The organism is Methylocystis sp. MJC1 (assembly GCF_026427715.1).
Lineage (GTDB): Bacteria > Pseudomonadota > Alphaproteobacteria > Rhizobiales > Beijerinckiaceae > Methylocystis.
In genome coordinates, this window is record NZ_CP107558.1 from 3228906 (window position 1) to 3255107 (window position 26202).

Here is a 26202-nt window from a genome sequence, read left to right on the forward strand (position 1 = left end):
AACGCCATCGGCGTTGGGCGGGAGCGGCGATCGATCACGGTCCCGGCCTCGTTCTCGCGCCGCTCGTGGCGAGCTTCTTTCCGGCGGCGGCGATCGCCGCCAACCCTCTGAAAGGACATCCCATGGAATATCGCTCGCTCGGTCGGTCCGGCCTCAAGGTTCCGGTCTTGAGCTTCGGCGCGGCCACATTCGGCGGCGTCGGGCCATTGTTCCGCGCCTGGGGCAATACCGACGCCAACGAGGCGCGCCGTCTCATCGACATTTGCCTGGAAGCGGGCGTCAACCTTTTCGACACGGCCGACGTCTATTCCAACGGCGCCTCCGAGGAGGCGCTTGGCGCCGCGCTGAAGGGGCGGCGCGATCACGCGCTCATCTCGACCAAAACCAGCCTGCCGATGGGCGACGGCCCGAATGACGCGGGCTCGTCGCGTTTCCGCCTGATCCGCGCCGTCGAGGACGCGCTGAGGCGGCTCGACACCGACTATATCGACCTCCTGCAATTGCACGCCTTCGACGCGGCGACGCCCGTGGAGGAAGTGCTGTCCACGCTCGATACGCTCGTGCGCGACGGCAAGGTCCGCTATGTCGGCGTGTCGAATTTCTCTGGCTGGCAGATCATGAAGGCGCTGGCGGTTGCCGACCGCTACGGCTGGCCCCGCTATGTCGCCAATCAGGTCTATTACTCGCTGATCGGCCGCGATTATGAATGGGATCTCATGCCGTTCGGGGCCGATCAGGGTCTCGGCGCTCTCGTCTGGAGTCCACTTGGTTGGGGGCGGCTTACCGGCAAGATCAGGCGTGGCTCCCAGCTGCCTGAAGGGAGCCGCTTGCACGACACGGCGAGCTACGGCCCGCCGGTGGAGGACGATTATCTTTACCGCGTCGTCGATGCGCTGGAGGCGGTCGCAGCGGAAACCGGCAAGACCGTGCCGCAGGTAGCGATCAACTGGCTGATCCAGCGCCCAACCGTTTCCTCGGTGATCATCGGCGCACGCAACGAAGACCAGCTTCGCCAGAACCTCGGCGCGATCGGCTGGACGCTTTCCTCCGAACAGATCGCCAAACTCGACGAAGCCAGCGCCATTACGGCGCCCTATCCGCAATTCCCTTACCGGCGTCAGGAAGGGTTCACCCGTCTCAATCCGCTTATGGTGGGTTGAGGGTCATAGGGCAGTGTTGGCGTTGCGATCGCGCCATGGAGGGCTATCGGCGGTGAATGGCGGAGGGGGCGGGATTCGAACCCGCGATACGGTTTCCCGTATACACACTTTCCAGGCGTGCGCCTTCAACCACTCGGCCACCCCTCCATTGGCGCGCAATATATTCATGGCGGCTCGGAACGCAATTGCCGAGTTGGAAATTATCCCCTTTCGGCCCGATTTTGCCGCCTTTGGGTCCAAACGGCCTTTCATTCGCGCCGATCGTGCGACTTGTGCTTGATCACACGCCAATTTGCGTGTTATGGGCCGCTCACCACAAAGCTATCGGCCCTCTTGGGGCCGAATTGGCGCGCCGGAGAGGTGGCTGAGTGGTTGAAAGCACCGCACTCGAAATGCGGCATACGGGCAACTGTATCGGGGGTTCGAATCCCTCCCTCTCCGCCATCATTGACAGCAAGATGCTGAAATATTCTGATTTTCGAGCCGGCCCGGCCCCCGAGCTTTGCTGGGATGCGGTAAGGCGCTGTGAGGCCTTTGGGGTAGCCGCTAAGGTAGCTGAGCTGGAAAAGCCTCTCTCAAAGCGCGACGAAATCTAAGATCAGGCTGGTGGATGTGGGGCGCAAAGCACCTCTACCGGCACGGTGGCCGCCGTTCACCGAACCGCTTCGTTCTTCGGGCCGTCCCCGCTCGCCGGCGCCAGCACCGACGATCCAATGCATGAAGCGCTCGAGCTAATTTCGGACTTCAGTATTCGTTCTCGAGCGCGCGCCCCTGCGATAAGCCGGCATGCGCCGACGCGTGGCCCCCTCACCCTTCCGTGAAATAGGCGAGGAAGGAAAGCGCTTCTGGTGATGTCCAGTCCACTTCGCCCGTTACATAGCCGATGACCAATCCGCCTCTATCAATCAAATAAGTTATCGGCATTCCATATAGAGGGAATGGAGCAGCCTCTTCGACAGGTCCGACAATACGCTGCGACACAGCATAATATATAGGGAGATTATTCACGTTAAGATGTCGAAGAAAGCTTTCGATGGATGATTTGCCAGTCCTGTCGACTGAGGCTGCGACAATCTCAAGTCTTTGAGCTCTAGTGAGCGCCGCCAGCCGCTCAAGCGACGGCAGTTCCCTCCGGCACGGAGGGCACCATGTTGCCCAAAAGCTCAATAGGACAACTTTTCCACCGAATTTCTCGAGAGAAATCAACTTGCCATCGAGCCGCTCAAAGGTGAGGGCGGGTACTTTAGACCTCGGGATGAGTTCGATGAACTGCGCACTGTTCGAGCGCAACTGCGGAAGATCCGATTCCGCTCGAGCTGGTGAATTGGAGGTTGCTGTCAGAAAGGCGAGGGCGAGGAAATAGAAGGCGCCAAAGTAAAGCCTGAAGGTTTCCGCCATGCACGATCGCCTGTCTCGAGCGCTCGAACGCGCACCGCCAACAAAGCTCCATTCCGCCAAACACGCCACCTGTTAAGCGAGCAAGCGAGCGAAGCGCATCAAAGCCATTGTGTAATTAGCCGGTCTAACCGGTCCACAGCGAACTCTCAGGCAGTCCGCAACATCAAGATCGCATCCCATGTTGCGGCCGCCCGAGAGCTGGCGCCGAGACGGGCATTTTTGGGGCACGAAGCCCGCCCTCGGAACCGAAGTCAATTTCGTCGGCGCACTCTGAAAGGTTACGGGGCTAGATTAGTTGCGGAACAAAAGGTGGTCGAAGGAAACTTTGCCTGGACCTCGCGCTATCAAAACCGACAAAATCGTCACCCAATACACATGCACTGTCCACCATGCATCCGGGTAAACAAAAAATTGAATTACCAAGGTCATCACGAGCAGACCGAGCGCAGAGAAACGCGCCGCCAGCCCCAACATCAGCATCACGGGCAGAATGAATTCCAGCCCTGCCGTGAGCAGGGCGGCGCTCTCAGGCGACAGGAACGGCAATTTGTAGTCATTCTCAAAAAGCGTAAGCGTTGAATCGCGAAGGCTGGTTGGAATCTGAAAGGTCATATCGTAGCCGAAATATTCGCCCCCAAATGTGGGTCCTTCGATTTTAGTCTGGCCGGACAGAAAGAACGGGCGGCCCACGACGAAACGCAAAACAAGAGCGAGGAGAGAGTAAGGGATCGCGTCGAGATAGCGCCCGATGATGCGGAAGTATTTCATTCAGTTCTCCAGCTTATGAGCTGATAGCCAATGGGGCAGGATCGATGGCCACAATCGCCCGTGCGGATATGACCAATTCGACGCAAGCGGCGAGATCAAACCGCGAGTCTTGCAACTGAGCGTCCGCGGCCGCGTGTAAAATGGTTTGGCCGTCGGCGAGCGAACGCATGAAGCGAAATCCGCCGGCCGGCAGCCTGTGCACTTCGACGTTCAAATAGGAGCGCACGATCAGAGCATCTTCTGGCTCCGTCGCATCGAGGACTTTTACCTCGTCATCGAAGCTGTTCGTGCGCCAAATCGAGACGATTGGGTACGCGAATGAATGAAGCGTTGCGGATGGATGCAGTTGCAGCCTCGAGCCGGCTATCTGATCCGGCGACATGCTGACAAGGACCTGATTGGATACGGGCGCTGCGTCAGCAGCGTCGTAAGCGCGCCCGATGTCGTATTCCAACCGAGCGACGTCGGGAAGATAAGGAAGTGCGCGCGCCGGCCCGAAACCACTGATGAAGTCCGGGAGATCGGCGCCATATTCGATCAGAATTGGCGACCCAGGAGGCGACCGGCGGATATATTCAGACGCCAACGCTCGAAAAAACGAGTCGCCTACGAGCCGTTTGCAGACCGGAAAGCGCGCTTCGAGATTGTCGATCAACCTCGAGAACAGGTTATTTTGATAGATTGCAAAGCGCCTCACGACGGAATGCGAACTCGACCGTTTCAAAGAGACCGGAACCGGCGCATTGCGATCCAGTAACGCCCGGAGGAATTCCTCGGCGTAATTCTCCGGCGTCTGCATTGTAGGATACGTGGCTCTCAAGATGGCGTGACGGAAGCGCCATGCGCGTTCGCCAAGAGTAGTGACTCGGCGCGCACAGCTTCGCTCAGAAGCGTATCCCACGCGGGGATGTCGTTGTCCCACTCAATCACTGTTTGAACGGGTCCACGTCTCGCAAGCACACGCTCGTAAAGCGCCCACACGCGCCCGGCGACTTTCGAATTATGAGCGTCGATCAATAAGGGCTCACCTCCCAGATCCGTCAATTCGGCGTAGCCTGCAAGATGAACCTCCTCCACGCTGGATATTGGAAAGGCGTCGATATACTCCTCCGGTTCAAAACCATGGTTGCATGCGGAGACAAATACATTGCTCACGTCGAGTAGGAGACCGCAGTCAGTGCGCTCGACAATCTGAGCGATGAACTCGATTTCCGTGAAACATGAACCCTCGAACTCCACATATGTCGCGGGGTTCTCCAGGAGTATCCGACGCTGCAAGGCGTCTTGGACCTGGTGAATGTTGGCAGTGACCCGATCCAAAGTTTCAGGCGTATAGGGAAGCGGGAACAAATCGCCAAAATAGCGACCCGCGTGCGCCGACCAAGCTAGGTGTTCAGAGAAAATAGCCGGCTCGAATCGATCGACAACCCGCTTTACGCGCGCAAGATGCTCTCGGTCGATCGCCTCGGACCCACCGATGGACAACCCCACCCCATGAATAAGCAAGCGATAGTCACGGCGGATACTTTCTAGTTGGTTCAAGCGCGCGCCGCCAGCGCTCATGTAATTTTCCGCGTGAACCTCGAGCGCGCTGACGCACCCAGAAAAGGCCAGAATATCCACGGCGTGTTCCGGCTTGAAGCCGACGCCCACGCAACCGGAACTAATCGTTTCAACGGAGCGCATCTAACCATCCTGGCAAGACCACATGAGGCTGCGATTAATTTGTGATCGGCTCGAGGCTGCCTTTTCCCTTCGGAGTAACGATTGATGTGCAAGTACCCTTTGGCACGTATTTCCAGGCATCACCCTGATAATTCTTTGTTGCTGATCCGGCGCAGCTCGTTCCGGCGCCTGCTGCACAATCATTTTTTCCTTTCAACGACACGCCATAACATTTTTCCTGCTCCGCCTTTGCGTGAGCGGTTTCAATCGTCGAAAGCGCAGTTGCGATAGCTCCAGCGACGAACAGCGCTGTACATTTGCTAGCGTCAATCATCGTTTCCTCCTCCAAAAGGGGGGCAAAGGGCCCTTCCCTGCGTCGATATTCTCTAACAATTGTTTCGCGTTCTTACGCGGAAGGTTACATCGTCGCACCGACGTCAGCCACGCTGGCGCAACTCCGAGTAATCGCGCTCAAACAAACCTCACGCTTTGATTTGAAGACTGACGATCAACCCATCAGCAAACCAACCCGATAGAAAACCCCCGATAAGAACGCTTACATCATCTCCATTGTGTCTGAAGGAGAGCAGCGAGCAGACGTCGGCGAACGTTTTCGCGCGCATCGCTTCAGAAAGGGCGAGGCGCTCGTCATTATCGACGATTCTGTGGAAAGTTTCGTATTCACTCCGCCAAACTAAGACTGTCTCGTCACTATATGGGGGAGAAGCGGGAGCGGACGTCCGACCCTCGGTTAGAGACTCGTATAGCGTCGCCGTCCCACGGCTCAGGGTAAGCAAATTTGCGCTGGGATGGAATGACAAAACCAAATTCGGCCAGTCCGCGGCGTCGATCTGATGAAGCGTCTGCGCGCTCGAAGCTGGCGCATCGGCGGCGTCGAAGGCATCCGCCAGCGCACGCTCGAAGCGCGCGAGATCACAGGCGCTACGATCTAGGCCCCAGCTATCGGACTGCTCCATAAACTCGGGGAGGCCCCTTGCGTACCATCTTGCGTTACGATGGATCGAGGGCTTCGCCATCACATATTCTTCTACGAGCCTGCCGAAATCTTCATCGCCGAGATAGCTCCGCAAAATCGCGAAATCAGTCGAGATGAACTCGGCAAGGCGCAGACGGTAGGCATTGTAGTAAACGCCAAAAGCGGTGACGCGATCAATCAAACGTGGTTGCCCCACGAACGCCAGCGTCGTTGCGCTCGGCACTTCCGCCTTGAGGATCGCCGCTTGGAAAGCCCTCTGAAACGACAGGAGAGTCACGCGGGCGCCCTTTCGGCATCGACATCAGCCGCAATCTGCCGCATGCGTTCCACTTCCTTTAGTAGTTCCTCGAAAGGTGGAAAATTGTCATCGCGCTCGACCATCGTCGAAACGTTGCCAAATCTGCGCCGAGCGTGCGCATACAGTTCCCAGACATCTTCGCACACAGGCTGATCGTGCGTGTCGATTTTGTGGGTGCCATAATCGCTATGGCCGGCAAGGTGGAGTTGTGCCACTCGGTTTACCGGAAGTGCATCGATAAACGTGCGAGGCTCGAAACCGTGATTGAATCCAGAGACAAATACATTATTGACGTCGAGGAGAAGAAGACAATCGGCGCGTTCGGCGAGCTCAGCCAGAAAATCCTGTTCCGCCATCTCGGATCCATCGACAGATACATAGGTGGAGACATTCTCGACGATCAATCGTCGACCTAGAAAGTCCTGCACGCGCGCGATGCGCTCGCTGACGTGACGCAGCGCTTCCAGCGTAAACGGTATCGGCAGTAGGTCATGAAGATTAGACCCGCCGACTCCTGTCCAGGCGAGGTGATCCGAAATCCAGGCGGGCTCGATGCGGGCGGCCAGCGCCTTCAATTCTCTCAAATAATCAAAATCGAGATCGTCGGTCGACGCCAGCGACATCGCGACGCCATGCATCACTACAGGGTAGTTCGTGCGGATGCGTTCAAGCGTCGCTAGAGGACGCCCACCAGGAATCATGTAATTTTCGGATATGATTTCGAACCAATCCACCGCGGGTCTGCGGTCCAATATGTCTGGATAATAAATTGGCCGAAGACCGAGCCCGAAGCCGAGCGAGGAAGGTATCGTCACATCATTGCCCATGTCGAGAATTTTACGGGCGGGACGCGCGAGGTTCCGCGCGCGTCCCACCACGCGGCTTACATCGCCTGAACCGTACCGCCCTTGGCTTCGCAGGCCTTAGCGGATTTCTCCGGAAGCCAGCCCTGCCCCTTGCAGGAGTTCATGGCCTTGCAGGAGTTGTTCGCTGTCTTGCAGGCGCCCATTCCCTTGCAGGAATTGATGGCCATGCAATGAACGGGCGCAGCAGCGGCTTTCTTCGCCAGAGCCGAGGACGTCGTTGCGCCGCTGGCGGCAAGGGCGATGGCGGCGGCGGCGAGAGTCGCGCCAGAAACAATGTTGGCTTTCATTCGTCTTCCTCTGTGATGAACAATTAGCCTACGCGCACGACACGAGGGTGATGCGCGGTCCAACTAACCTACGCCACAAATTTCGCAGCCCCCCGCGGGAAAGTTACAGCACGCCGATGGAATCCAACTTGCGGCGGTGGACGCCACCAGCTGGCGGCGACTGAAATACAACCTCCGGTAGGTTGAAAGCCAGGCTTCCCCACGGAAAAATAGATGCGGGGCGTCCCCTTACGGGGAAAAGCGAGGGCATCACAGAACGACATCATTCTGAGAGGCATTGCATTCGCGTCGCGCATAGCGGCGGGGTGTGCGCGGACGCACGTCTCCAATTCCAATGACGCAGTAATCTTTCCTCTGTGCGTTCTTGTGCACAGAGCAGGACCGTTCGGCTTCCTTTGCGTCGCCGCGCGCCGGCTCAACGCGTCTCGAATCACAAAACTGGCGCTGGCTGCAATGTCACGCGCCAGAATACCCCCGCTCGTCCTATAATATACAACACACAATTGGCGAGCGTATACAATCTAGTAAAGTATAAACACACGAAAATGCCAATTATACCATTGACTAAGCCGTCGCCTTGTCTTGTATTAGCCGGGGCGGCACTAGGAGGGGGTGCATATGGTGACTGACACAATGAATTAAGGCTCAGCGCCACCTGAGAGGCATTGCATTCGCATCGCACATGGCGGCGGGCTTGTGCGTGAACGCACGTCTCCAATTTCATGGCGCAGTAATCTTTCCCCTGTGCGTCCTTGCGCTCAGGACGGGACCGCTCGGCTTCCTTTGCGTCGCCGCGCGCCGACTTAATGCGTTTCGAGATCGTAAAACTGGCGCGGACTGCATCGTCTTGCGCCAGAATAATAGCGCTCGCCATATTGTATTCATCAAACACAACTGGGGGGTGTTACTTGTATCGTAAACGTCGAATACGGAATATCTCCAACTATAACGTTGACTAAGCCTGCGGCTTGTCTTGTATTACGCCGGGGCGGTAAGGAGGGGCTGGATATGGTAAACCGACGCGATGCATTAAAATTAGGGCTCAGCGCCGCTGGCGCAGGGATCGTGGCTCAGGAAGCGCACGCAGTTCCGCAAAGCGGTCTGCTTTTCCCCGATGGCTATGTTCCGGGGTTTCAGGCGCACCCAAGTCCGCCCGCAACGCCTTTCGCCATGCCATTGTATGTCATGCCGACCGCGCAGCCGGTGCCTGTCGGGGCCCTCGGAACGCCTCCGGATCCGGCGCGGCATCAGCGCTACAACGAGTTTCTTCCGAAGAAATTCTACAAGCAGGTTCTGTCGGAATTTAAGTGGAACTATCATCTTGAGGGGCCTTACGCGAACGGCTCCTGGGCATACGGTTTCAATGGCGCGACACCCGGCGAGACATTCATGGCGCGCTATGGCGAGCCGATCTTCGTTCGTCGCTTCAATAATCTGCCGCCAGTTGGCACAGGCAATATCTCTTTCGCCTTGCCCTCGAGCACGATTCACACGCACAATGGCCACCAGGCTTCCGAAAGCGACGGCAATCCGGCGGACTTCACATTCCCCGGAGAATTCTGGGATCATCACTACCCCAACATCTACGCCGGCAACGATCCGCGGGAAGCGCTCAGCACGCTTTGGTACCATGACCATCGTCTCGATTTCACCGCGACCAATGTTTATGCAGGCCTAGCAGGCTTCTATCTGCTGTTCGACGAGAGCGATTCAGGTAACGAACAGGATCGGAACCCCAAGGCTTATCGTCTCCCGAGCGGCCGATATGACGTCCCGCTGATTTTGCACGACGTTCTGTTCGACCAGAACGGCCAACCGATCTGGGACTTCACCGGCGCTCATCCGGTCGCCAATTCCGGTGAAACGGGCGGCTACATCGGCAGTGACGTCTACACGAACCACGGCATGCTCGGTGACCGCTTCACGGTCAACCGCCGCATCCAGCCGTATTTTCAAGTGGAGCGTCGTAAATACCGCTTCCGTCTGCTGAACGGCGGCCCGTCGCGTCTCTACAAGCTGTACCTGACCACGCAGGGCAAGGACGCCATCCCGTTCGTGGCGATCTCGAACGACGGTAATCTGCTACCCGAGCCGATCCTGACCGACAATGTCAATCTTTGGGTCGCTAATCGCTGTGACATTATCGTCGATTTTTCGAAGTTCAACGCCGGCGACAAAATCTATCTTACCAATCGACTCGCCATGAGAAACGATGGCGCGGGCCTCGCTGGCGGTCTTCTGGACCAAGGCGACCTGATAATGCGCTTCGATGTCGTTGGGCCTATGGTCTTCGATCCGAGTCGCATCCCAGAGCGGTTCCGCGAGCTGCCGCCGATTAACCTCAAGGACGTCAAGCGCGAACGCCTATTTGTCTTCGACTATACCAACGGTCTTTGGACGGTGAACGGAAAGCTCATGGATCCAAAGCGCATCGACGCCGCGATCGAGCAGGGCACGGCCGAAATCTGGACTATTCGGAATGGCGGCAACAACTGGTCGCACCCCATCCACACACATTTCGAGGAATTCCAGATCATCGAAAAGAATGGCAAGCCGATAAAGCCCGGCTCCATGCTGAACGCCCGCAAGGATGTCGTCGAACTGGCGCCGGGCGATGAGGTGAAGTTCTACGGGCATTGGCGAGATTTCTTCGGCAAATATGTCATGCACTGCCACAACGTCGTGCATGAAGATCACGCAATGATGATCCGCTGGGACATCGTGAAGCCAGGCCAGGGTTTCTAAAACACCCGGCACGCACAATGGAATTCAAGGAGAGTCAAATGAACGAGAGGCGCAAGTTCCTCGCGGGGCTGTCGCTCGCGGGTTTGCTCCCAGTCGCCAACGCCGCGCAGGCGATGACGTCGGGGCAAGAACACACACACACTCATGGCGGCGTGCAGCTCTATGGCCGTAGCCAGCTACCGGAATCGACCGTCACCACGCACGATGGCCGCACGGTGCAGCTTTACGGGGATCTTATTCGTAACAAGGTCGTCATTATCAATTTCATGTCGATTGCGAATGAGGAAAGCTTTCCGATCACTGCAAGTCTCGCAGAGGTCGCCAAGCTTCTGGGCGATCGCCTCGAAGAAGAGGTTCGGATCATTTCGATCACCGGCGATCCGGCAAATGACACGACGGAGCGCCTGGCTGCTTTCGCCGAAAAATTCGGCGCGCCGAAGGGGTGGGTTTTCGTCCGCGCTTCGTCCGAAGGCAATGCGGCTTATGCCTCGCGCCTTTATAAGCACGGGAGGGACACATCTCGCCCCGCCTCCGTCGACATCGTTCACTATGGCAATGACGCTGTTGGCCTGTGGGCCGCGTTTCCCGCATTGATCGCGCCGGAAGACGCGGCGTCGCGGATCAAGTCGGTGATGAATGGAAAGCCTGTGACGGGCGATTTCGCCCAGGCTGGCCCGCGCCGCCTCGACGAGAACGGACCATCCTTCCACAATCGGGCCATCTAAAGCTGCCGGAGCAACGTCATGAACTCGAATCAAACGCGTAATGTGACGATCGCCTCCACGGCGATCGCCCTTTTCCTTGGAGGCGGTTTCGCTTTAGCGCAAGTCCCTCCCCCGCCGAACGATCGCACGCCGCAGCCGTGGCCGGCCCCGTCGGCCTACAAATATGAAGTGTCGCCGGACGGAAAAACGACGACAGTCACAACGCCCCAAGGCAACTTCCCGCCTTCGGACCCATGGGTCAATCCGACCAACCTGTTGCCAACGCGGTACGAGAACGTAAAGGCCGCGGACGGAACCGAGATTCCGAATACCCTTTCATCCTCGCCAGAGCATCCCTACAATCTGCATGACGACCCGGTCGTCACGCCGATCAACAAGACATCGCCGACAGACGACCTCGCGGCGATCTTCAAAGCTTGGCATCGCAAGGGAAATCCCGGCAAAGGCGACGAAAGAGACGAAAGAGAAGCCTATTCGCCGGACGGGTTCAGTAAGGCCGACTTGCAACGGGCCATCGACATTCTCGAGGGCAACCCTGTTTCAGATCGCGTCTATAGCGGCATCCCCATGATGCACTATGCCGGCTCTAGTAATCTGACGCATGTCGATCCGATCAAGGACGCATCTGGAAACGTCATTGGCGGCACAGCGACGATCCACCAGGTTTGGTTTGACACTCACATCGAGTCGGACACCGCTTTCCTCGATGTGCGAGACGTCAAAGGCGTGCCGTTCACGATCAACTATATCGTCGACACGTTGAACAAGGGCCAGGACGATTTTTCGCCCATGCAGATGTATCTCGACCCGACTGCTGTTCCGGGAGCCGCGATACCGCTGGTCACGATGGATTTGACGTTTTTCCCAATGGAAGACGGCACCCGCACGCAATACAAGCTGAAATTCGCGCCGGGTAAGAACTTCAACCTCACTTACACTTGGGGCTGGCGCCGTCATCCTCCACGCGTGCAGGTGACCGAAAACGCGTTCAAGCCCGTTGGCAAGAGCACGCCTTTGGGATGGGAGCAAGCGGTTTTCGGTTCTACGCCGCGCGCCAGCCAGGCGGACAAAGAAGCAGCGATTGCCAAAATCGGCGATCTCGCGCCCTCGAAGCGGATGTGGAAGGCATTCCGTTCTCTTTTGAACAGCGGCTACAATCCCGTTGTGATGGCGGAAGCCGAACGCGCATTCTTCCAATGGCAAGATCGTAACAGCTTGCCGGATGGCGTCTCCGAGGATCCTGACGCCGACATGACGTTGTTCTATGTCGACAACACGATCTACGGGCGCTTCAAGAAAAACAATTTCAAAAGTGAAGCTCAGCCGATTCTCGACAAGTGGCACACCCGGCCTGCAACCGTCAAAGTGAAGCTGGTCAACGGCGACTACTTTGATCACGGCTATGTGAGCGTCGACTTCGGCGGCATGCGCGGGTGGGAGAACACCTTCCACAACACGCTGCCTGTCGGCGGCGACGGCGCGTTCTTCACCTTCGGGCGCGCCTGGTGGGAGATGAATACGCCGACGCCGATCATTATCCCAGCAGCAACGCAATCGGCGAACCCGACTCCGTCCACGCCTCCGGCGATCGATCCGGAAATCTACAAGAACCGCGAGTTCTGGATGGAGGAGAATGATCCAGAGGGCAAACGAATGTTCGCACGCCCTCGCGGGGCATCGTTGAAAACGTCTTACGGCACCACTCTCGGTGAAGCGACGGTCATCTTGAACCTAAACTATGAGCCCTCGCTTCGTCTGCGTCTTTACCAGTTCGATCCGCTCCATCATGAGCAGGCGATCTGGTCAATCCACTAATGACTTTAACTGCAGGCGCCGATTGTCGGCGCCTGCATTTGCAACGGATGACAATGGCAAACTCAAGTCATGCCTTCCGGGGGCTGCTGCACGCGGTTCATTTTGCGCCTCTGCTATTGGCTTCAATTTCCGCGTCTCACGCCGCTCAGCCCGACTCCGCCGTTGTGCGCAGCGAGCTAACCTTTGTGGCGCCTGCGATCACCCTGACCGACGACATCCGGAACTCTGTGCGGCTCGATCAATTGCTCGCCGAGCGCCGGCCCGTCATCGTGCAGTTCATCTTTACGAGCTGCACAACCATATGCGGCGTGATGACGTCGACCCTGGCGGCCGCAAAGACCGAGCTTTCGGCTGTCCGCGGGGATTATCGAGCCGTATCCATCACGATTGATCCGGACTACGATACGCCGGAACGGCTGCACGAGTTTGCGGAGAATTTTCCGCCCGACAATCATTGGCGATTTCTGACCGGACGAAAAGAGGACATTGCACGGGTGCTGTCAGCTTTCGATGCACGCTTCGCCAATGATGCAAAGGCGAACCATCGGGCTTACACCTATCTCCGCGGGTCGCCAGAGCAACCTTGGGTTCGTATCGAGGGTCTGATCAGCAGCAAGCAACTTGTGAGCGAGTATCGAACCATTGTCCAAAAAGCCGAAAGCTCTCACTGAGCAAGCCTCCCTTAAGCGCACGCTTTCTGTCGTCGCACTGGTGGCTGCGATCTCCCCTTCATCCGCCCTTGCCGAACCCTCCGGCGATCCGGCGCTTGGCGAGCGATTGTATTTCGAAGGACGGAGGGCCGACGGATCTCCGCTCGTGGCGACGACTCAGGGCGACGTCTCTCTGCCCGAATCGCGAGCGGCTTGCGTCACGTGCCATAGGCCCAGCGGATTCGGAACAAGCGAAGGGGGGTATTTCGTTCCGCCGATTAATGGCTTGGCGCTTTTCAGCGAGCGGCAATTGGATCGCGGCCGCTTCCTTCTCAACCGCTTTGAGCAGGCGCAGCCGCAACGCTATCGCGCACGCCTCAATCAACCGCACATGCGCCCTGCCTATAATTTCGAAACGCTCGGGCGCGCTTTGCGAGGCGGCGTGGACGCTTCTGGTCAGGACCTCGATCCGATCATGCCGCGCTACCAGCTTTCGGACGCCGATGTCGCTAATCTTAAATCGTTCCTGCGTAATCTTTCGGCGACGATTGATCCGGGGATAACAGACGACGAACTCCACTTCGCGACGATCGTGAGCAAAGATGCGTCTTCGCGGGATCGGGCGGCAATGCTTTCGGTGATCGAGGCCTATTTCGATTGGGCGAATAAAAACTCGGGAGGCGAACGCAGCCGGCAAGGTTTCTCGCCCTACCACCAGTCCGAGCTTATCAGCGCAACGCGAAAATGGCGGCTGCATGTCTGGGAGCTCGAGGGGGCGCCCGAGAGCTGGTCGCAGCAACTTGAACTCAAATATCAGGCTCAGCCGGTTTTCGCATTCGTCTCGGGATTGGCGCCTGTTTGGGAGCAGATCGCCCAGTTCTGCGACAAGAAGAAAATCCCTGCACTATTTCCCAACACCGAGCTTCCTGGGCGCCGGAAGGATGGACAGACGTTCTACTTTACGCGCGGCCTCGAGCTCGAAGCAAAGGGGCTGGTCGCCTTTTTTTCGCGCGAACACGCTGGCAAGACGCACATTCTCCAAGTAGTCGGCGAAGGGCCGATGGCGCATGAGCCTGCGAGGATTTTCGACCAAGAAGCTCGCGCAGTCGGCATTGAAGTTGAAACGGTCGCTATGGCCGATGTCGACAACGCTAATCGTTTGGTGTTGCCTCAAACCGCCATCGTGGTGTGGCCCGGCAATGCCACCGATGAAAAAGTCGCTTCACTGTTATCTGCATCGCCCAAGACGTCGAAAATCTATCTTCCTTCGACGATATTAGAATTTTCCAAGAGCGAGTCGGCTCGACCCTTCTTGGAGCGTCTTTTTTTCGTCGATCCCTATGAAGTCGACACCCAATCTCATCCGCTGTCGTTCCGCGTGCGTGCATGGATCGATACACGCGGCGTTTCGATCACTCATCCAACGCTCCAATTTCAAACTTACTACGCCCTTTCGCTCCTCGACGCCGCGATTGGGCGGCTCAAGACCGACTTCTTCCGGGACTATCTCATAGAAAACGTCGAGCATGAGGCGGAAGGAGACTTGAATCCGGGAGTGTTCCCCCGCCTTTCGCTTGGCCCTGGTCAGCGCGTCGCGTCGCATGGCGTGTATGTCGTTCAGATGGCGCGCGAGAAAGTCGATCGCATCGAACCTGTCGGAGATTGGATAATCCCTTAGGGGCAGCGTGCTCGTGGAATCAGCGACTTAGCAAGGCCCCCGCGTCTCTTTTGCAGACCGAGAGGGCCAGACTCATGCGCGCGCCTATTTTGGATGGTTCGGAACTGCCGTAGCGGCATTCCCTCTAGCAATGAGGTACCGTTCCACTTTCAAAGGAGGCGAGATCCACAGGTCGCCAATAGATCAATCGCCGACCAAACAGCGCGGCGAACCCCGACAGCATGACGACCGATCCAAATTGCCAGATGAGAACCATTATGCTCGACTCTTGTCGATGGACCAAAAGCATCACGGCGCCGCTCAACGACAGGGCTGCGAGCGCCGATAGACCCGTCGTAAGATAAGGCGCAATCGGCGCCCCGCGCCTCACCATGAAAAGCATCAGCATTGCCGGCGCCGCGCTCAACGCCAATATCTCCCAAACGCAACTGAATTCCATATTCAGATGCACGGCTCTTAGTCCAATCCGGGACAATTCCTGCCTGCAACCCTCACCAATACAAGCGAGCCAAAGAGCAAGAAAAGGAAATGGCGCTAGACGCTCCCACAACGGCCGGCCAGGGCACGTCGAGCAGAAAGCGGCCGCGGCGGCCATCATCGCGGTGAGGGCCGCGGCCGCAAACTCCATCAAGAAGCGTGGCTCCGCGATCCGAGCTGCAAAATCCTGGCGTATGCCCAAAGCGAACACCAAGCCTGCCGCATAGGTGAGCGAGACAAGAAACCATGCCGCAGTGCGCGAGAAGGGGTGCGGGAGACGGCGCACGGGCTTGGCGTTTACCGCAAGACGGCGAATGAGCTCTTCGGACTTCATTGCCGCCAACCCTCTTTTTTCGTGAATTCGCGCATGGCCTTTATGGCCCGGTGGACGCTGACCTTCAGCGATGCAACGCTCTTGCCGGTCACAACTGAGGCCTCCTGGAGAGACAAGCCCTTCACTTTCATAAGCTCGACCGCCTCGCGTTGTCCGTCGGGCAATTGCGCCAGGGCGCGCCTCAAGAAGGCCTGATCATCGGCAATCTCCTGATCGCTCTTCGCGTCATCTCTCGAAAAGGTTTCCGGTAAGACATCCACTGCGGTCTCATTTGCGTTCCGCGAAGCTTGCCGCCTTGCCGCATCGATCGTCCGGCGGGCGGCAATCGTCATAAGCCAGGGCATGAACGGGCGTTCCGGGTCATAGGTGTGCCGAACAGTATGCACCGAAAGCAGGATTTCCTGAACAATGTCCTCCACGTCCGATGCGCCAGGCCGTTTGTAGGCGACCGATCTCCGAAGCAGAGGGAGCATTTCTGTCAGGAGCGTCGCATAGGCGGCGCTATCACCGTCCTGCGCGGCGCACATCAGCTTCCGCCATCGCTTTTCACGCGCCGCATAAGCACCGTCGTAATTGTCCGTGTGCATGCCATATCGACCCTTGAAGGAAACTTTGGCGTCTCCAATTGCCGCGGATGATGACGAGCTTTGATCAGGCAGCAACGCGCAGGTATGATGCCGCCGCCTCCATATTTCATTGTCATAGCATCAAGAAAACTACTATAGCATAAACTCGAGCCTTAGCGGTGTTTACTGCAAATGCTGTGGAAATCGGTCTCTCGAAAGGGCGCGATGCGCCCCTCTCGAAGGACGAGACCGAAGCTCATGAGGCCGCTGCTTTTGGCGCCGCGCGCGACGCCCCCCAACGGCGTCGGTAAGCCTCAACGCCGACGCATCGCCTGAATGACGCCGGAGAAGTCGTGTTCCCCTCCGCCTTCGCTCTCATAAGTAGAGTAGAGCCGAGCGGCGGCTGAGGCCATGGGCGTCTCGAGCCCTGAGCCCGCGGCGGCCGTCTCGGCCAGCCTCAGGTCCTTGAGCATGAGCTTGGTTTGGAAGCCAGCCTTATAACCCCGGTTGGCAGGCGCTTCGGGCGTTAGCCCCGCCACGGGGCAATAGCTCGTCAACGACCAAGATTGTCCCGACGAGACGGATGCGACGTCAAAAAGGGCCTGACTTGAAAGTCCCAGCTGCTCGGCGAGCGTAAAGGCCTCCGCCGTGGCGGCCATGGCGACGCCGAGCATGAGATTATTGCAGATTTTCGCCGCTTGCCCGAGCCCGGGGCCGCCGCAATGCACGATCCGCGCGCCCATGCTTTGCAGGATCGGCTGCGCTTTCTCGAAAGCCTCCAGCTCAGCGCCGCACATGAAGGTGAGCTTGCCCGCCTGGGCGCCAGCGACTCCACCAGACACCGGCGCGTCCACGGACAGCGCCCCCAATGCGCGCGCAAGGGCGTGGGCGCATTGCGCGCTCATTAGATCGATCGTGGAGCAGTCGATGAAAAGCGCATCGGCCGCAAGCCCAAGCAACGACTCCCAAACGGTTAGCACCTGGTCGCCGTTTTGCAGCATCGTGACAACCGCATCGGCGCCCTCGGCCGCCGCCTTCATGGATTCGCTGAGCTCAATGCCTTGGCTCGACGCCTTTTCGCGGGCGGAAGCCGAGCAATCATAGCCGGCGATGTCGTAGCCGGAAGCCGAGAGATTAGCCGCCATTGGAAGACCCATGGCGCCCAATCCGATGAAGGCGATGCGAGGCAAATTGGCTCTCCTTCTTCAGGACATCGTCGGAAAGGCGAAATTCGCCCCTTCCCTGCCCCCGCCAGCCCAGCGCGAGGTGACGGTTTTCGTCCTTGTATAAAAGCGGAACGCATCTTCGCCGTGCTGGTTGAGATCGCCGAAGAAGGAGCGTTTCCAGCCGCCAAAGGTGTAGTAGGCGAGCGGCGTCGGCGTCGCGATATTGACGCCGATCATTCCGACTTTGGCGCGCGTGGCGAAATCCCGCGCAACATCGCCCGACCGAGTGAAGATGGCGGCGCCATTGCCATATTCATGCGCGTCGACAAGCGCCAGCGCCTGCTGATAAGTTTCCGCGCGCACGACCGAGACCACAGGGCCAAAAATCTCCTCTCGGTAGATGCGCATAGGCGGCTCGACCTCGTCGAAGAGACAGCCGCCGATGAAAAAGCCGTTTTCATAGCCCTGCATCTTGAAGTCGCGCCCGTCGACGAGGAGCTTCGCACCTTCGGAGACGCCAAGCGAAACATAGTTCCGCACTCTCTCGAGATGCGCTTTCGAGATCAGCGGGCCGAAGTCCGCCGTTTCGTCCGTCGAGAGACCAACTTTCAAGGACTCGACCCGTGGCGCGAGCCGGCGCAGCAATTCCTTCGCCGTCGATTGCCCAACCGGGACGGCGACAGAGATGGCCATGCAACGCTCGCCGGCCGAGCCGTAGCCAGCTGCGACGAGCGCCTCGACAGTCTGTTCCATATCGGCGTCAGGCATGACAACCATGTGGTTTTTTCCGGCTCCGAAACATTGCGCCCTTTTGCCGTTACCCGTCGCGCGCGAATAGACATATTCGGCGACCTGCGTGGAGCCGACGAAGGCGATCCCCTCGACGCCACGATCGTCAAGAAGCGCGTCGACCGCCTCTTTGTCGCCGAGGATCACATTGAGCACGCCCGGCGGCAGGCCTGCTTCCAGCATCAGTTCCGCGAGGCGCAGCGGCACACTCGGATTGCGCTCCGACGGCTTGAGAATGAAGGCGTCGCCGCATGCGATCGCCGGAGCGAACATCCACATCGGGATCATCGCCGGGAAGTTGAACGGCGTGATTCCGGCCGCCACGCCGAGCGGCTGACGCATGGAGGCAATGTCAATTCCAGCGCCAGCCGAATTTGTGTAGTCGCCTTTGAGGAGCTGCGGAGCCCCCACGCAGAACTCAACCACCTCCAGCCCGCGCCGAATATCGCCGCGCGCATCGGCGATCGTCTTGCCATGCTCGCAAGCAAGGAGCCTGGCGAGCGGCTCCATCTCTTTTCCGACGATCTCCGCAAAGCGGATCATGACGCGCGCGCGCCGCTGCGGATTCACCGCCGCCCATTCGGATTGGGCGGCCCGCGCGTCGGCGACGGCCGCCTGCACCTCTTCGGACGAGGCAAGCGGCGCGAGGGCCCTCACGGCGCCGGTCATTGGTTCGTAAACTTCGGCGAAGCGGCCAGAGCGTCCGAGGACGCGACGCCCTCCGATAAAATGCGCCAACTCCTGCATCGCATATTCCTCGAGTCAGATCTCTCGCTATCTCGCCTCAACATGCTGCTCGATCGCCCCAAAGATCGAGTGGCGCTCCTCGTCCAGCATTTCGATTCGTACGATGTCACCCGCTTTGAGAAAGGGCGTGCGCGCTTCGCCCTCGGTGAGCGCCTCCACGGTGCGCTGCTCGACAAGACAGGAATAGCCGAGGCCGCCTTTCGCGATTGGAAGACCGGGCCCGCCATCCACGCCGCGGTTGGAAACCGTGCCGGAACCGATAATCGTACCGGCCGACAACGGACGCGTGCGCGCGGCATGGGCGATCAGCTGGCCGAAATCGAAGTTCATATCGGCGCCGGCGTTTGGTCGCCCGAGCGGCGCGCCATCAACAGACGAGAGCAGCGGCAGCGACAGTCGGCCGCCATCCCAAGCGGAGCCGAGCTCATCGGGCGTTACAGCGACGGGAGAGAAAGCAGAATGGGGCTTGGACTGGAAAAATCCGAAGCCCTTGGCGATTTCATCCGGAACAAGCCCACGGAGCGTGACGTCATTGACGAGCATGACGAGCATAATGCTCTCTCGGACTGCGACGGGACCGAGGCCCATCGGCACGTCGTCGATGACGACTGCGATCTCCGCCTCCAGATCGAGGCCGAGCCGCTCATCGAGCAAAGGTATCGGATCTCGCGGCCCCAGGAAGGCGTCGGAGCCTCCCTGATACATGAGCGGCTCGTCTCTGAAGCTCGCCGGCATATCCGCGCCCCGGGCTTTCCTGACAAGCTCGACGTGATTGAGATAGGCTGATCCATCCGCCCATTGAAAGGCGCGCGGTAGAGGCGAAGCGCAGTCGCGTTCGCGAAAGCGGAAAGTCGCGGTGGTCTCGGCTTCGACCAGCTCGTAAAGCGCCAAAAGCAATGGACTGACGCGCGCCCAATCGTCGAGCGCCGCTTGCAGCGTCGGCGCGATGTCGTCGGCCAAAGCCGCACGTGTCAAATCGCGCGAGACAACGGCGAGTCTGCCGTCGCGACCGCCTTTTAACGATGCGAGCTTCATGGCCGCTCCCTCTCGAACTGGTCTGGCAGGCCATCCCAGCAGGCGGCGTAATCCGCCTGCCGGCTTTCGAGCCCGAAGGCAAAATCCGTCGGATGCTGCGGCAAGCGTGTCTCGAACATGAAGGCGAGCGTGTGTTCGAGCTTGCTGGGCTTGAGCTCCGCGTCTGTTGCGGCCTCAAAAGCCGCGGCGTCTGGCCCATGTGGCAACATGGCGTTATGCAGCGAGGCGCCGCCGGGGACGAAGCCGCTCGGCTTTGCGTCATAGGCGCCGAAGATAAGCCCCATGAACTCGCTCATCACATTCATATGGAACCATGGCGGTCGGAATGTATGTTCGGCGACCTGCCAGCGTTCGGGAAAAATGACGAAGTCGAGATCGCCCACGCCCGCTTGACCGGATGGCGAGGTCAGGACGCAGAAAATCGACGGATCAGGATGATCGAACAACAAGGCGCCGACAGGACAGAAGCGAGCAAGGTCGTATTTGTAAGGCGCGTAATTGCCGTGCCATGCCACGACATCGAGCGGCGAACGCGGAATATCGCACACATAAAAGCGCCCGCCCCATTTCACCGTCATGCGGGATGCGCGCTGCGAATCCTCAAAGGCGGCGACAGGCGTGAGAAAATCACGAGCGTCAGCGAGACCATTAGCGCCGATAACGCCGCGGCTCGGCAGGACGAAAGGCGCGCCATAATTCTCGCACAAATAGCCCCGCACGGGCCCATCTTTTAGAGTCACGCGGAATTTCACGCCGCGCGGCAGGACGCAGATTTCACCTGGCGCCACCTCAAGCCGGCCGAATTCCGTATCGAAGACCAGCACGCCCTGTTGCGGTGCGATCATAATCTCCCCGTCCGCGTTGTAGAAATAGTCGTCGACCATCGATTGCGTTGCAACGTAAACGCCCGCCGCCATTCCGACGCGCGCATCTGCATCGCCCGCAGTTGTCATGATCCCGACGCCCTCGATAAAGCTGACGGCGCCATCGGGCAGCGGCGCAGGCCCCCATCTCATCTGATCGATTGGATGTTCGGTCGTCGCGCGGGACGGCGCCGTCTTCCATAGCGGCAAATCACACGCCCCAAAGTTTCGCGCATGCAGCACGGAGGGACGAATGCGGTAAAGCCACGAACGCCGATTTACGCCTTGCGGCGCCGTGAAGGCCGAGCCAGAGAGCTGCTCCGCGTAAAGCCCGTAAGGACAATGCTGCGGGGAATTTTGCCCGCGTGGCAACGCCCCCGGCAAGGCTTCGGATTCGAACTCATTGCCGAAGCCGCTCATATAAGCCGCCATCGCGCGTCACTCCGCCGGCTTCAGCGCGCCGCGGCGCAATTGGTCCTCTTCGATCGACTCGAAGAGCGCGCGGAAGTTGCCTTCTCCGAATCCTTCGTCGCCCTTTCGCTCGATGAACTCGAAAAAGATCGGCCCGATGACCGTCTTCGAGAAAATCTGAAGAAGCAGACGCGGCGCGCCACCTTCACTCTCGGCGACGCCGTCGATCAGAATGCCCATGCGCCTCAGGCGCTCGATCGGTTCGCCATGCCTAGGAAGGCGCTTTTCAATCGCTTCATAATAAGCGTCAGGCGGCGCTGGCATGAATTCCAACCCACGCTCGCGCAGCTTCTCGACGGTCGTGTAAATGTCTCGGCACAAACAGGCGACATGCTGCACGCCCTCGCCCTTGTAGGCGTGCAAGAATTCTTCGATCTGGCTGGTCTCGTCGGCGCTCTCGTTGATCGGGATGCGAATCTTTCCGCAAGGGCTCGTCATGGCCCGCGAATGAAGCCCGGTGAAGCGGCCCTCTATGTCGAAATATCTTATCTGCCGAAAGTTGAAGATGCGCACATACCAGTCGGCAAGCTCATCCATGCGTCCGCGCCGGACATTGTGGGTGAGATGGTCGATAACCAGCAGACCGACTCCCTCGGGCCTGGGCTCGGCGGCGCCGGTCCAGCGGAAATCGACGTCCCAAATCGACCCACTCGCGCCATAGCGGTCGACCAGATAAATCAGCGCGCCGCCAACGCCCTCGATTGCGGGAATGTGAAGCTCCATCGGCCCGGGATGCGTTGGGATCACCTTTGCGCCCAAAGAGGCGGCACGGCGCAACGCATGGGAGGCGTCCCGCACCCGGAAACCGATCGCGCAGACAGACGGCCCATGGCTTCTCGCAAAGGCTGCGCCGAAACTATCGGGCTCGGCGTTCAAGACGTAGTTGATGTCGCCCTGCCGAAAGAGCGTGACGTCCTTGGATCGGTGGCGGGCGAGCGCCGAAAAGCCCATCGTCTGGAACAGCGCGGCGAGCGCCGCAGGATCGGGATGGGCGTATTCGACGAATTCGAAGCCATCCGTCCCCATGGGATTATCTCCAGGGAGCGGTTCACTCTCTTCGTTTCGTGCGAGCGGGGCCATTGTCTTCTTCCTCTCTCGAGAGGCGAGACGAATAAAGACGAAATATAGCGGCGCCAGCAGGGTTGAAGCCCTATCTCGAGCCTATCGAGATGTTTTTCACGGGAGAGCGGGAATGCTCCTTTACGATTATTTTCGCTCGTCGGCCGCCTTTCGGGTCCGTATCGCTCTTGCAATCAAAGGGATTTCAGTCGAGCGCCGCTTCGTGCATCTCCTGAAAGACGGCGGCATGCATAAAAAAGCAGAGTATCGAGAAAGAAATCCTCAAGCTCTCGTCCCGGCGCTAGAACTCGACAATGGCGTGACGCTGACCCAGTCGCTCGCGATCATCGAATATCTCGAAGCGCTACAGCCGTTACCCCGGCTGGCGCCAAGCGACCCGATCCTTGCCGCGAAAGCACGGGGCGTTGCGCTCGCCATCGCTTGTGACATTCATCCGCTGGGCAATTTGCGCGTGCTCTCCTATCTTAGAGACGAGCTCCAACAGAGCGAGCAAGCAATTGCCGAATGGCGGAGCCGCTGGGTGCAGGAGGGCCTCGCAGCGGTCGAGCAATTGATCCAGCCCGCCCCCTTCTGTTTTGGCACGCAACCGACGATCGCCGACGTCTGCCTTGCGCCGCAACTCTTCTACGCGGCGCGCTTCGCGATCCCGCTCCAAGCCTTCCCGAAAGTGCGCGCTGCAGGAGCGGCCTGCGAAGCGCATCCCGCCTTTCGCGCTGCACACCCTTCCGCGCAGCCTGACGCCGAGTAAAGGCGCGGTCGGCGCCTTGAAACCTCTCGGCGCTGGCAAATATAGCCGTGATGCCGACGCTTGCGATAAAGGAGCGTGGCGCGATGCGCCATTTTGACAGGGTCCTGGATTTCGATCTCGGCGAGACCGTGGACCTTTTGAGAAGACAGGTCGAGACATTTGCGGCCCGCGAGATCGCCCCGCTTGCCGCAAAGATCGACATCGATAACGCCTTCCCTGCCGCATTATGGAGAAAGCTCGGCGCGCTCGGCTTTCTCGGGGTCACAGTCGCGCCGGAATATGGCGGCGCGGGTCTCGGCTATCTCGAGCATGTGGTTCTCATGGAGGAGATCAGCTGCGCCTCAGCGTCAGTCGGCCTCTCCTATGGCGCGCATTCCAATCTCTGCGTCAACCAAATTCACCGTAACGGCTCCCCCCAGCAGAAAAGGCGCTACTTGCCCAAGCTTGTCACCGGCGAGCATATCGGCGCGCTGGCGATGTCCGAACCGGGCGCCGGCTCCGATGTCACGAACATGCGCCTGCGCGCCGAAAGACACGGCGACGCCTATGTTCTCAACGGCGCCAAGATGTGGGTGACGAACGGGCCGGACGCAGACGTTCTGGTGGTTTACGCGAAAACCGACGCCTCGGCTGGCGCGCGGGGCATAACCGCCTTCATCGTTGAGAAGGCCTTCGCGGGATTTCAAGCCTTGGCCAAAATCGACAAGCTCGGCATGCGCGGCTCGAACACATGCGAGCTGGCGTTTGAAAATTGCTTGGTTCCGGTCGAAAATGTGCTGGGGCTTCCCGAGCGAGGGATCGCCGTATTGATGAGCGGGCTCGACTATGAGCGCGCGGTGCTTGCCGGCGGGCCAATCGGCATCATGCGCGCCTGCATGGATGTTGTCCTTCCCTATATCCATGATCGCAAGCAGTTCGGCCGGCCGATCGGCGAATTCGAGCTTATGCAAGGTAAGCTCGCCGACATGTATACGGCCCTTAGCGCGGCGAGAGCCTATGTCTACGCTGTCGCCAAAGCCTGCGATCTGGGAAGCGTGACGCGAAAGGACGCAGCCGCTGCAATATTATTTGCGGCGGAGAGAGCCACATGGATGGCGCTGGAGGCGATTCAATGCCTCGGCGGCAACGGATATACGAACGACTATCCGGCAGGACGACTTCTTCGCGACGCGAAGCTCTATGAGATCGGCGCAGGCACCAGTGAAATCCGCCGAATGCTGATCGGCCGCGAACTCTATCAGGAGACGGCCTGAGAGGAATGATTTCATGGCGACGCTGGAGACGTCGGTTGATACGCGGTCAGTGGATTTCGCGAGCAATCGCGACGTCATGACGGCGCAGGTCGAGCGCTTGCGCAGTATATTTCTAAAAATTCGAGAAGGCGGCGGAGACGAAGCGCGCGAGCGGCAACGCAGCCGCGGCAAAATGCTTGTCCGGGAGCGCATCGACGCCTTGATCGACCCGCTCTCGCCTTTCCTCGAAATTGGGCAATTTGCGGCGCATGACATGTACGACGGCAAGCTCGCCTGCGCCGGCGTGGTTGCGGGAATCGGAAGGGTCGAGGGCCGCGAATGCATGATCGTCGCCAATGACGCCACGGTGAAGGGCGGCGTCTATTTTCCGATGACCGTGAAAAAGCACCTCCGCGCGCAGGAGATCGCGGCGCAGAACAGGTTGCCTTGCCTCTATCTGGTCGACTCGGGGGGCGCCAATCTCCCGACACAGGACGAAGTCTTTCCCGACCGCGAGCATTTCGGGCGTATCTTTTACAACCAGGCGCGGATGTCGGCGCAGGGCGTCGCGCAGATCGCCGTGGTGATGGGCTCGTGCACGGCCGGCGGCGCTTATGTTCCCGCGCTGTGCGACGAGACGATCATCGTGAGAAACGAAGGGACGATTTTTCTCGCTGGCCCGCCCCTCGTCGAAGCCGCCACCGGAGAAGTCGTCAGCGCGGAAGAGCTTGGCGGAGCCGAGGTGCATTGCCGGCGCTCGGGCGTGGCCGATTACCTTGCCGAGAACGACGCGCACGCCATCGCGCTCGCCCGCGACGCGGTCGCAACGCTCCCGCGCCAGCACGCAGCGCGCTTCGAAAAGCCCCCCATCGAGCCACGCTACGATCCGGCGGAACTATATGGCGCCATTCCGGCCGATCTGCGCAAGCAATTCGATGTCAGGGAGATTATCGCGCGCATTGTCGATGGATCGGAATTAGACGAGTTCAAGGCCCTTTATGGTCCCACCCTGGTGACGGGCTTTGCGCATATCTGGGGCTATCCCGTTGGCGTCATCGCAAACAATGGCATTCTCTTTCCGGAAAGCGCGCTCAAGGCGACGCATTTCATCGAACTTTGCGCGCAGCGCAAAACCCCGCTCGTCTTTTTGCAGAACACCACCGGATTCATGGTGGGCAGCAAAGTTGAGGCGGAAGGCGTCGCCAAGGAAGGGGCGAAGATGGTCACGGCAGTGTCGACGGCCGCAGTGCCAAAATTCACCATCGTCATCGGCGCCAGCTTTGGCGCAGGCAATTACGCGATGTGCGGCCGGGCTTTCTCACCGAACTTCCTCTGGATGTGGCCAAACGCGCATATCGGCGTGATGGGTGGCGCTCAGGCTGCTTCGGTGCTCTCGCGCCTGCGCCGCCAAGCCATGCAATCGCGCGGCGAAGAATGGACTGTCGAACAAGAGCAAGAATTCGCTGCGCCGATCCTGGCGAATTACGAACGGCAAAGCGACCCGCTCTATTCGAGCGCCCGATTATGGGATGACGGCGTAATCAACCCGGCAGATACCCGCCGTGTTTTGGCGCTGGCGCTTTCGGCGAGCGCCAATGCGCAGATCGAGGATACGCATTTTGGCCTTTTCCGCATGTGAGGT

At 59.1% G+C, this 26202-nt stretch carries 24 protein-coding genes, 2 tRNA genes and 1 pseudogene; 10 read left to right on the top strand and 17 right to left on the bottom strand.

The window, feature by feature from the left end; translation table 11 throughout:
- Positions 1-122: 122 nt before the first annotated feature.
- Entirely contained in the window at positions 123-1160 is a 1038-nt protein-coding gene (locus OGR47_RS15510; RefSeq protein WP_165054575.1) for an aldo/keto reductase, read from the top strand.
- 57 nt (positions 1161-1217) lie between these two features.
- Here OGR47_RS15510 and OGR47_RS15515 read toward each other — a convergent pair.
- Positions 1218-1307, bottom strand: a tRNA-Ser gene (locus OGR47_RS15515).
- Between the two features lie 207 nt (positions 1308-1514).
- Here OGR47_RS15515 and OGR47_RS15520 point away from each other — a divergent pair.
- Positions 1515-1604 (top strand) — tRNA-Ser (locus OGR47_RS15520).
- A gap of 363 nt (positions 1605-1967) precedes the next feature.
- Here OGR47_RS15520 and OGR47_RS15525 read toward each other — a convergent pair.
- The 9 genes and pseudogenes from OGR47_RS15525 to OGR47_RS15560 form a co-directional block, all read right to left on the bottom strand.
- Positions 1968-2558, bottom strand: a complete 591-nt coding sequence (locus OGR47_RS15525) for a TlpA disulfide reductase family protein (protein WP_165054381.1) — start codon at positions 2556-2558, stop codon at positions 1968-1970.
- Between the two features lie 291 nt (positions 2559-2849).
- Entirely contained in the window at positions 2850-3326 is a 477-nt protein-coding gene (locus tag OGR47_RS15530; RefSeq protein WP_165054378.1) for a DoxX family protein, read from the bottom strand.
- Positions 3327-3339: 13 nt separating this feature from the next.
- Complete coding sequence (locus OGR47_RS15535; protein WP_246729770.1) at positions 3340-3780, bottom strand: hypothetical protein; 441 nt, start codon at positions 3778-3780, stop codon at positions 3340-3342.
- A gap of 111 nt (positions 3781-3891) precedes the next feature.
- Positions 3892-4125, bottom strand: a pseudogene (locus tag OGR47_RS21935) (DNA-binding domain-containing protein); the annotation flags it as partial.
- Positions 4126-4142: 17 nt separating this feature from the next.
- Complete coding sequence (locus OGR47_RS15540) at positions 4143-5012, bottom strand: DUF692 domain-containing protein (protein ID WP_165054372.1); 870 nt, start codon at positions 5010-5012, stop codon at positions 4143-4145.
- A gap of 34 nt (positions 5013-5046) precedes the next feature.
- Positions 5047-5325 carry a DUF2282 domain-containing protein gene (locus OGR47_RS15545; protein ID WP_165054370.1) on the bottom strand — a complete coding sequence of 93 codons (279 nt, stop codon included), beginning with the start codon at positions 5323-5325 and terminating at the stop codon, positions 5047-5049.
- A gap of 148 nt (positions 5326-5473) precedes the next feature.
- Positions 5474-6265 (bottom strand): DNA-binding domain-containing protein, encoded by a 792-nt coding sequence (locus tag OGR47_RS15550; protein WP_165054367.1) that lies wholly within the window; start codon positions 6263-6265, stop codon positions 5474-5476.
- Positions 6262-7113 (bottom strand): DUF692 domain-containing protein, encoded by an 852-nt coding sequence (locus OGR47_RS15555; protein WP_371824432.1) that lies wholly within the window; start codon positions 7111-7113, stop codon positions 6262-6264. The genes OGR47_RS15550 and OGR47_RS15555 overlap by 4 nt, the downstream gene beginning before the upstream one ends.
- Positions 7114-7169: 56 nt before the next feature.
- Positions 7170-7439, bottom strand: a complete 270-nt coding sequence (locus tag OGR47_RS15560; protein ID WP_165054365.1) for a hypothetical protein — start codon at positions 7437-7439, stop codon at positions 7170-7172.
- 1065 nt (positions 7440-8504) lie between these two features.
- On the opposite strand from OGR47_RS15560, the gene OGR47_RS15565 reads away from it, so the two are divergent.
- The 5 genes from OGR47_RS15565 (at position 8505) to OGR47_RS15585 (ending at position 15052) form a co-directional block, all read left to right on the top strand.
- On the top strand, positions 8505-10184 hold the full coding sequence (locus OGR47_RS15565; protein ID WP_206527469.1) for a multicopper oxidase family protein: 1680 nt from the start codon (positions 8505-8507) through the stop codon (positions 10182-10184).
- A 38-nt stretch (positions 10185-10222) separates the two neighbouring features.
- On the top strand, positions 10223-10909 hold the full coding sequence (locus OGR47_RS15570; RefSeq protein WP_165054359.1) for an SCO family protein: 687 nt from the start codon (positions 10223-10225) through the stop codon (positions 10907-10909).
- Between the two features lie 18 nt (positions 10910-10927).
- Positions 10928-12724 carry a hypothetical protein gene (locus OGR47_RS15575; protein ID WP_216697923.1) on the top strand — a complete coding sequence of 599 codons (1797 nt, stop codon included), beginning with the start codon at positions 10928-10930 and terminating at the stop codon, positions 12722-12724.
- Between the two features lie 47 nt (positions 12725-12771).
- Positions 12772-13395, top strand: a complete 624-nt coding sequence (locus OGR47_RS15580; protein WP_246729780.1) for an SCO family protein — start codon at positions 12772-12774, stop codon at positions 13393-13395.
- 145 nt (positions 13396-13540) lie between these two features.
- Entirely contained in the window at positions 13541-15052 is a 1512-nt protein-coding gene (locus tag OGR47_RS15585) for a c-type cytochrome (protein WP_165054350.1), read from the top strand.
- Positions 15053-15176: 124 nt separating this feature from the next.
- Here the strand turns inward: OGR47_RS15585 and OGR47_RS15590 are convergent, their stop codons facing one another.
- The 7 genes from OGR47_RS15590 to hppD all read right to left on the bottom strand — a co-directional run bounded on the left by OGR47_RS15590 (position 15177) and on the right by hppD (position 22580).
- Positions 15177-15863 carry an NrsF family protein gene (locus OGR47_RS15590; protein ID WP_165054347.1) on the bottom strand — a complete coding sequence of 229 codons (687 nt, stop codon included), beginning with the start codon at positions 15861-15863 and terminating at the stop codon, positions 15177-15179.
- Entirely contained in the window at positions 15860-16390 is a 531-nt protein-coding gene (locus OGR47_RS15595; protein ID WP_165054343.1) for a sigma-70 family RNA polymerase sigma factor, read from the bottom strand. Before OGR47_RS15595 ends, OGR47_RS15590 begins: the two co-directional genes overlap by 4 nt.
- A gap of 353 nt (positions 16391-16743) precedes the next feature.
- A complete protein-coding gene (mmsB, locus tag OGR47_RS15600) occupies positions 16744-17619 on the bottom strand; it encodes a 3-hydroxyisobutyrate dehydrogenase (protein WP_165054340.1) in 876 nt (291 codons plus the stop codon).
- A 15-nt stretch (positions 17620-17634) separates the two neighbouring features.
- Positions 17635-19131 carry a CoA-acylating methylmalonate-semialdehyde dehydrogenase gene (locus OGR47_RS15605; protein ID WP_165054337.1) on the bottom strand — a complete coding sequence of 499 codons (1497 nt, stop codon included), beginning with the start codon at positions 19129-19131 and terminating at the stop codon, positions 17635-17637.
- A 27-nt stretch (positions 19132-19158) separates the two neighbouring features.
- Entirely contained in the window at positions 19159-20166 is a 1008-nt protein-coding gene (locus tag OGR47_RS15610; protein ID WP_165054335.1) for a fumarylacetoacetate hydrolase family protein, read from the bottom strand.
- Complete coding sequence (gene hmgA / locus OGR47_RS15615; RefSeq protein ID WP_165054333.1) at positions 20163-21461, bottom strand: homogentisate 1,2-dioxygenase; 1299 nt, start codon at positions 21459-21461, stop codon at positions 20163-20165. Before hmgA ends, OGR47_RS15610 begins: the two co-directional genes overlap by 4 nt.
- 6 nt (positions 21462-21467) lie before the next feature.
- The gene (gene hppD / locus OGR47_RS15620) at positions 21468-22580 is read right to left on the bottom strand and encodes a 4-hydroxyphenylpyruvate dioxygenase (protein ID WP_165054331.1); all 1113 of its coding nucleotides are present in this window, start codon (positions 22578-22580) and stop codon (positions 21468-21470) included.
- A gap of 112 nt (positions 22581-22692) precedes the next feature.
- Between hppD and maiA the strand changes: the two genes are divergently transcribed.
- The 3 genes from maiA to OGR47_RS15635 all read left to right on the top strand — a co-directional run bounded on the left by maiA (position 22693) and on the right by OGR47_RS15635 (position 26199).
- Positions 22693-23328, top strand: a complete 636-nt coding sequence (gene maiA, locus OGR47_RS15625) for a maleylacetoacetate isomerase (protein WP_165054328.1) — start codon at positions 22693-22695, stop codon at positions 23326-23328.
- 83 nt (positions 23329-23411) lie between these two features.
- Positions 23412-24581: an isovaleryl-CoA dehydrogenase gene (locus OGR47_RS15630; protein WP_165054326.1), complete on the top strand. Its 1170-nt coding sequence runs from the start codon at positions 23412-23414 to the stop codon at positions 24579-24581.
- A gap of 13 nt (positions 24582-24594) precedes the next feature.
- Positions 24595-26199: a carboxyl transferase domain-containing protein gene (locus OGR47_RS15635; protein WP_165054324.1), complete on the top strand. Its 1605-nt coding sequence runs from the start codon at positions 24595-24597 to the stop codon at positions 26197-26199.
- Positions 26200-26202: the final 3 nt, after the last annotated feature.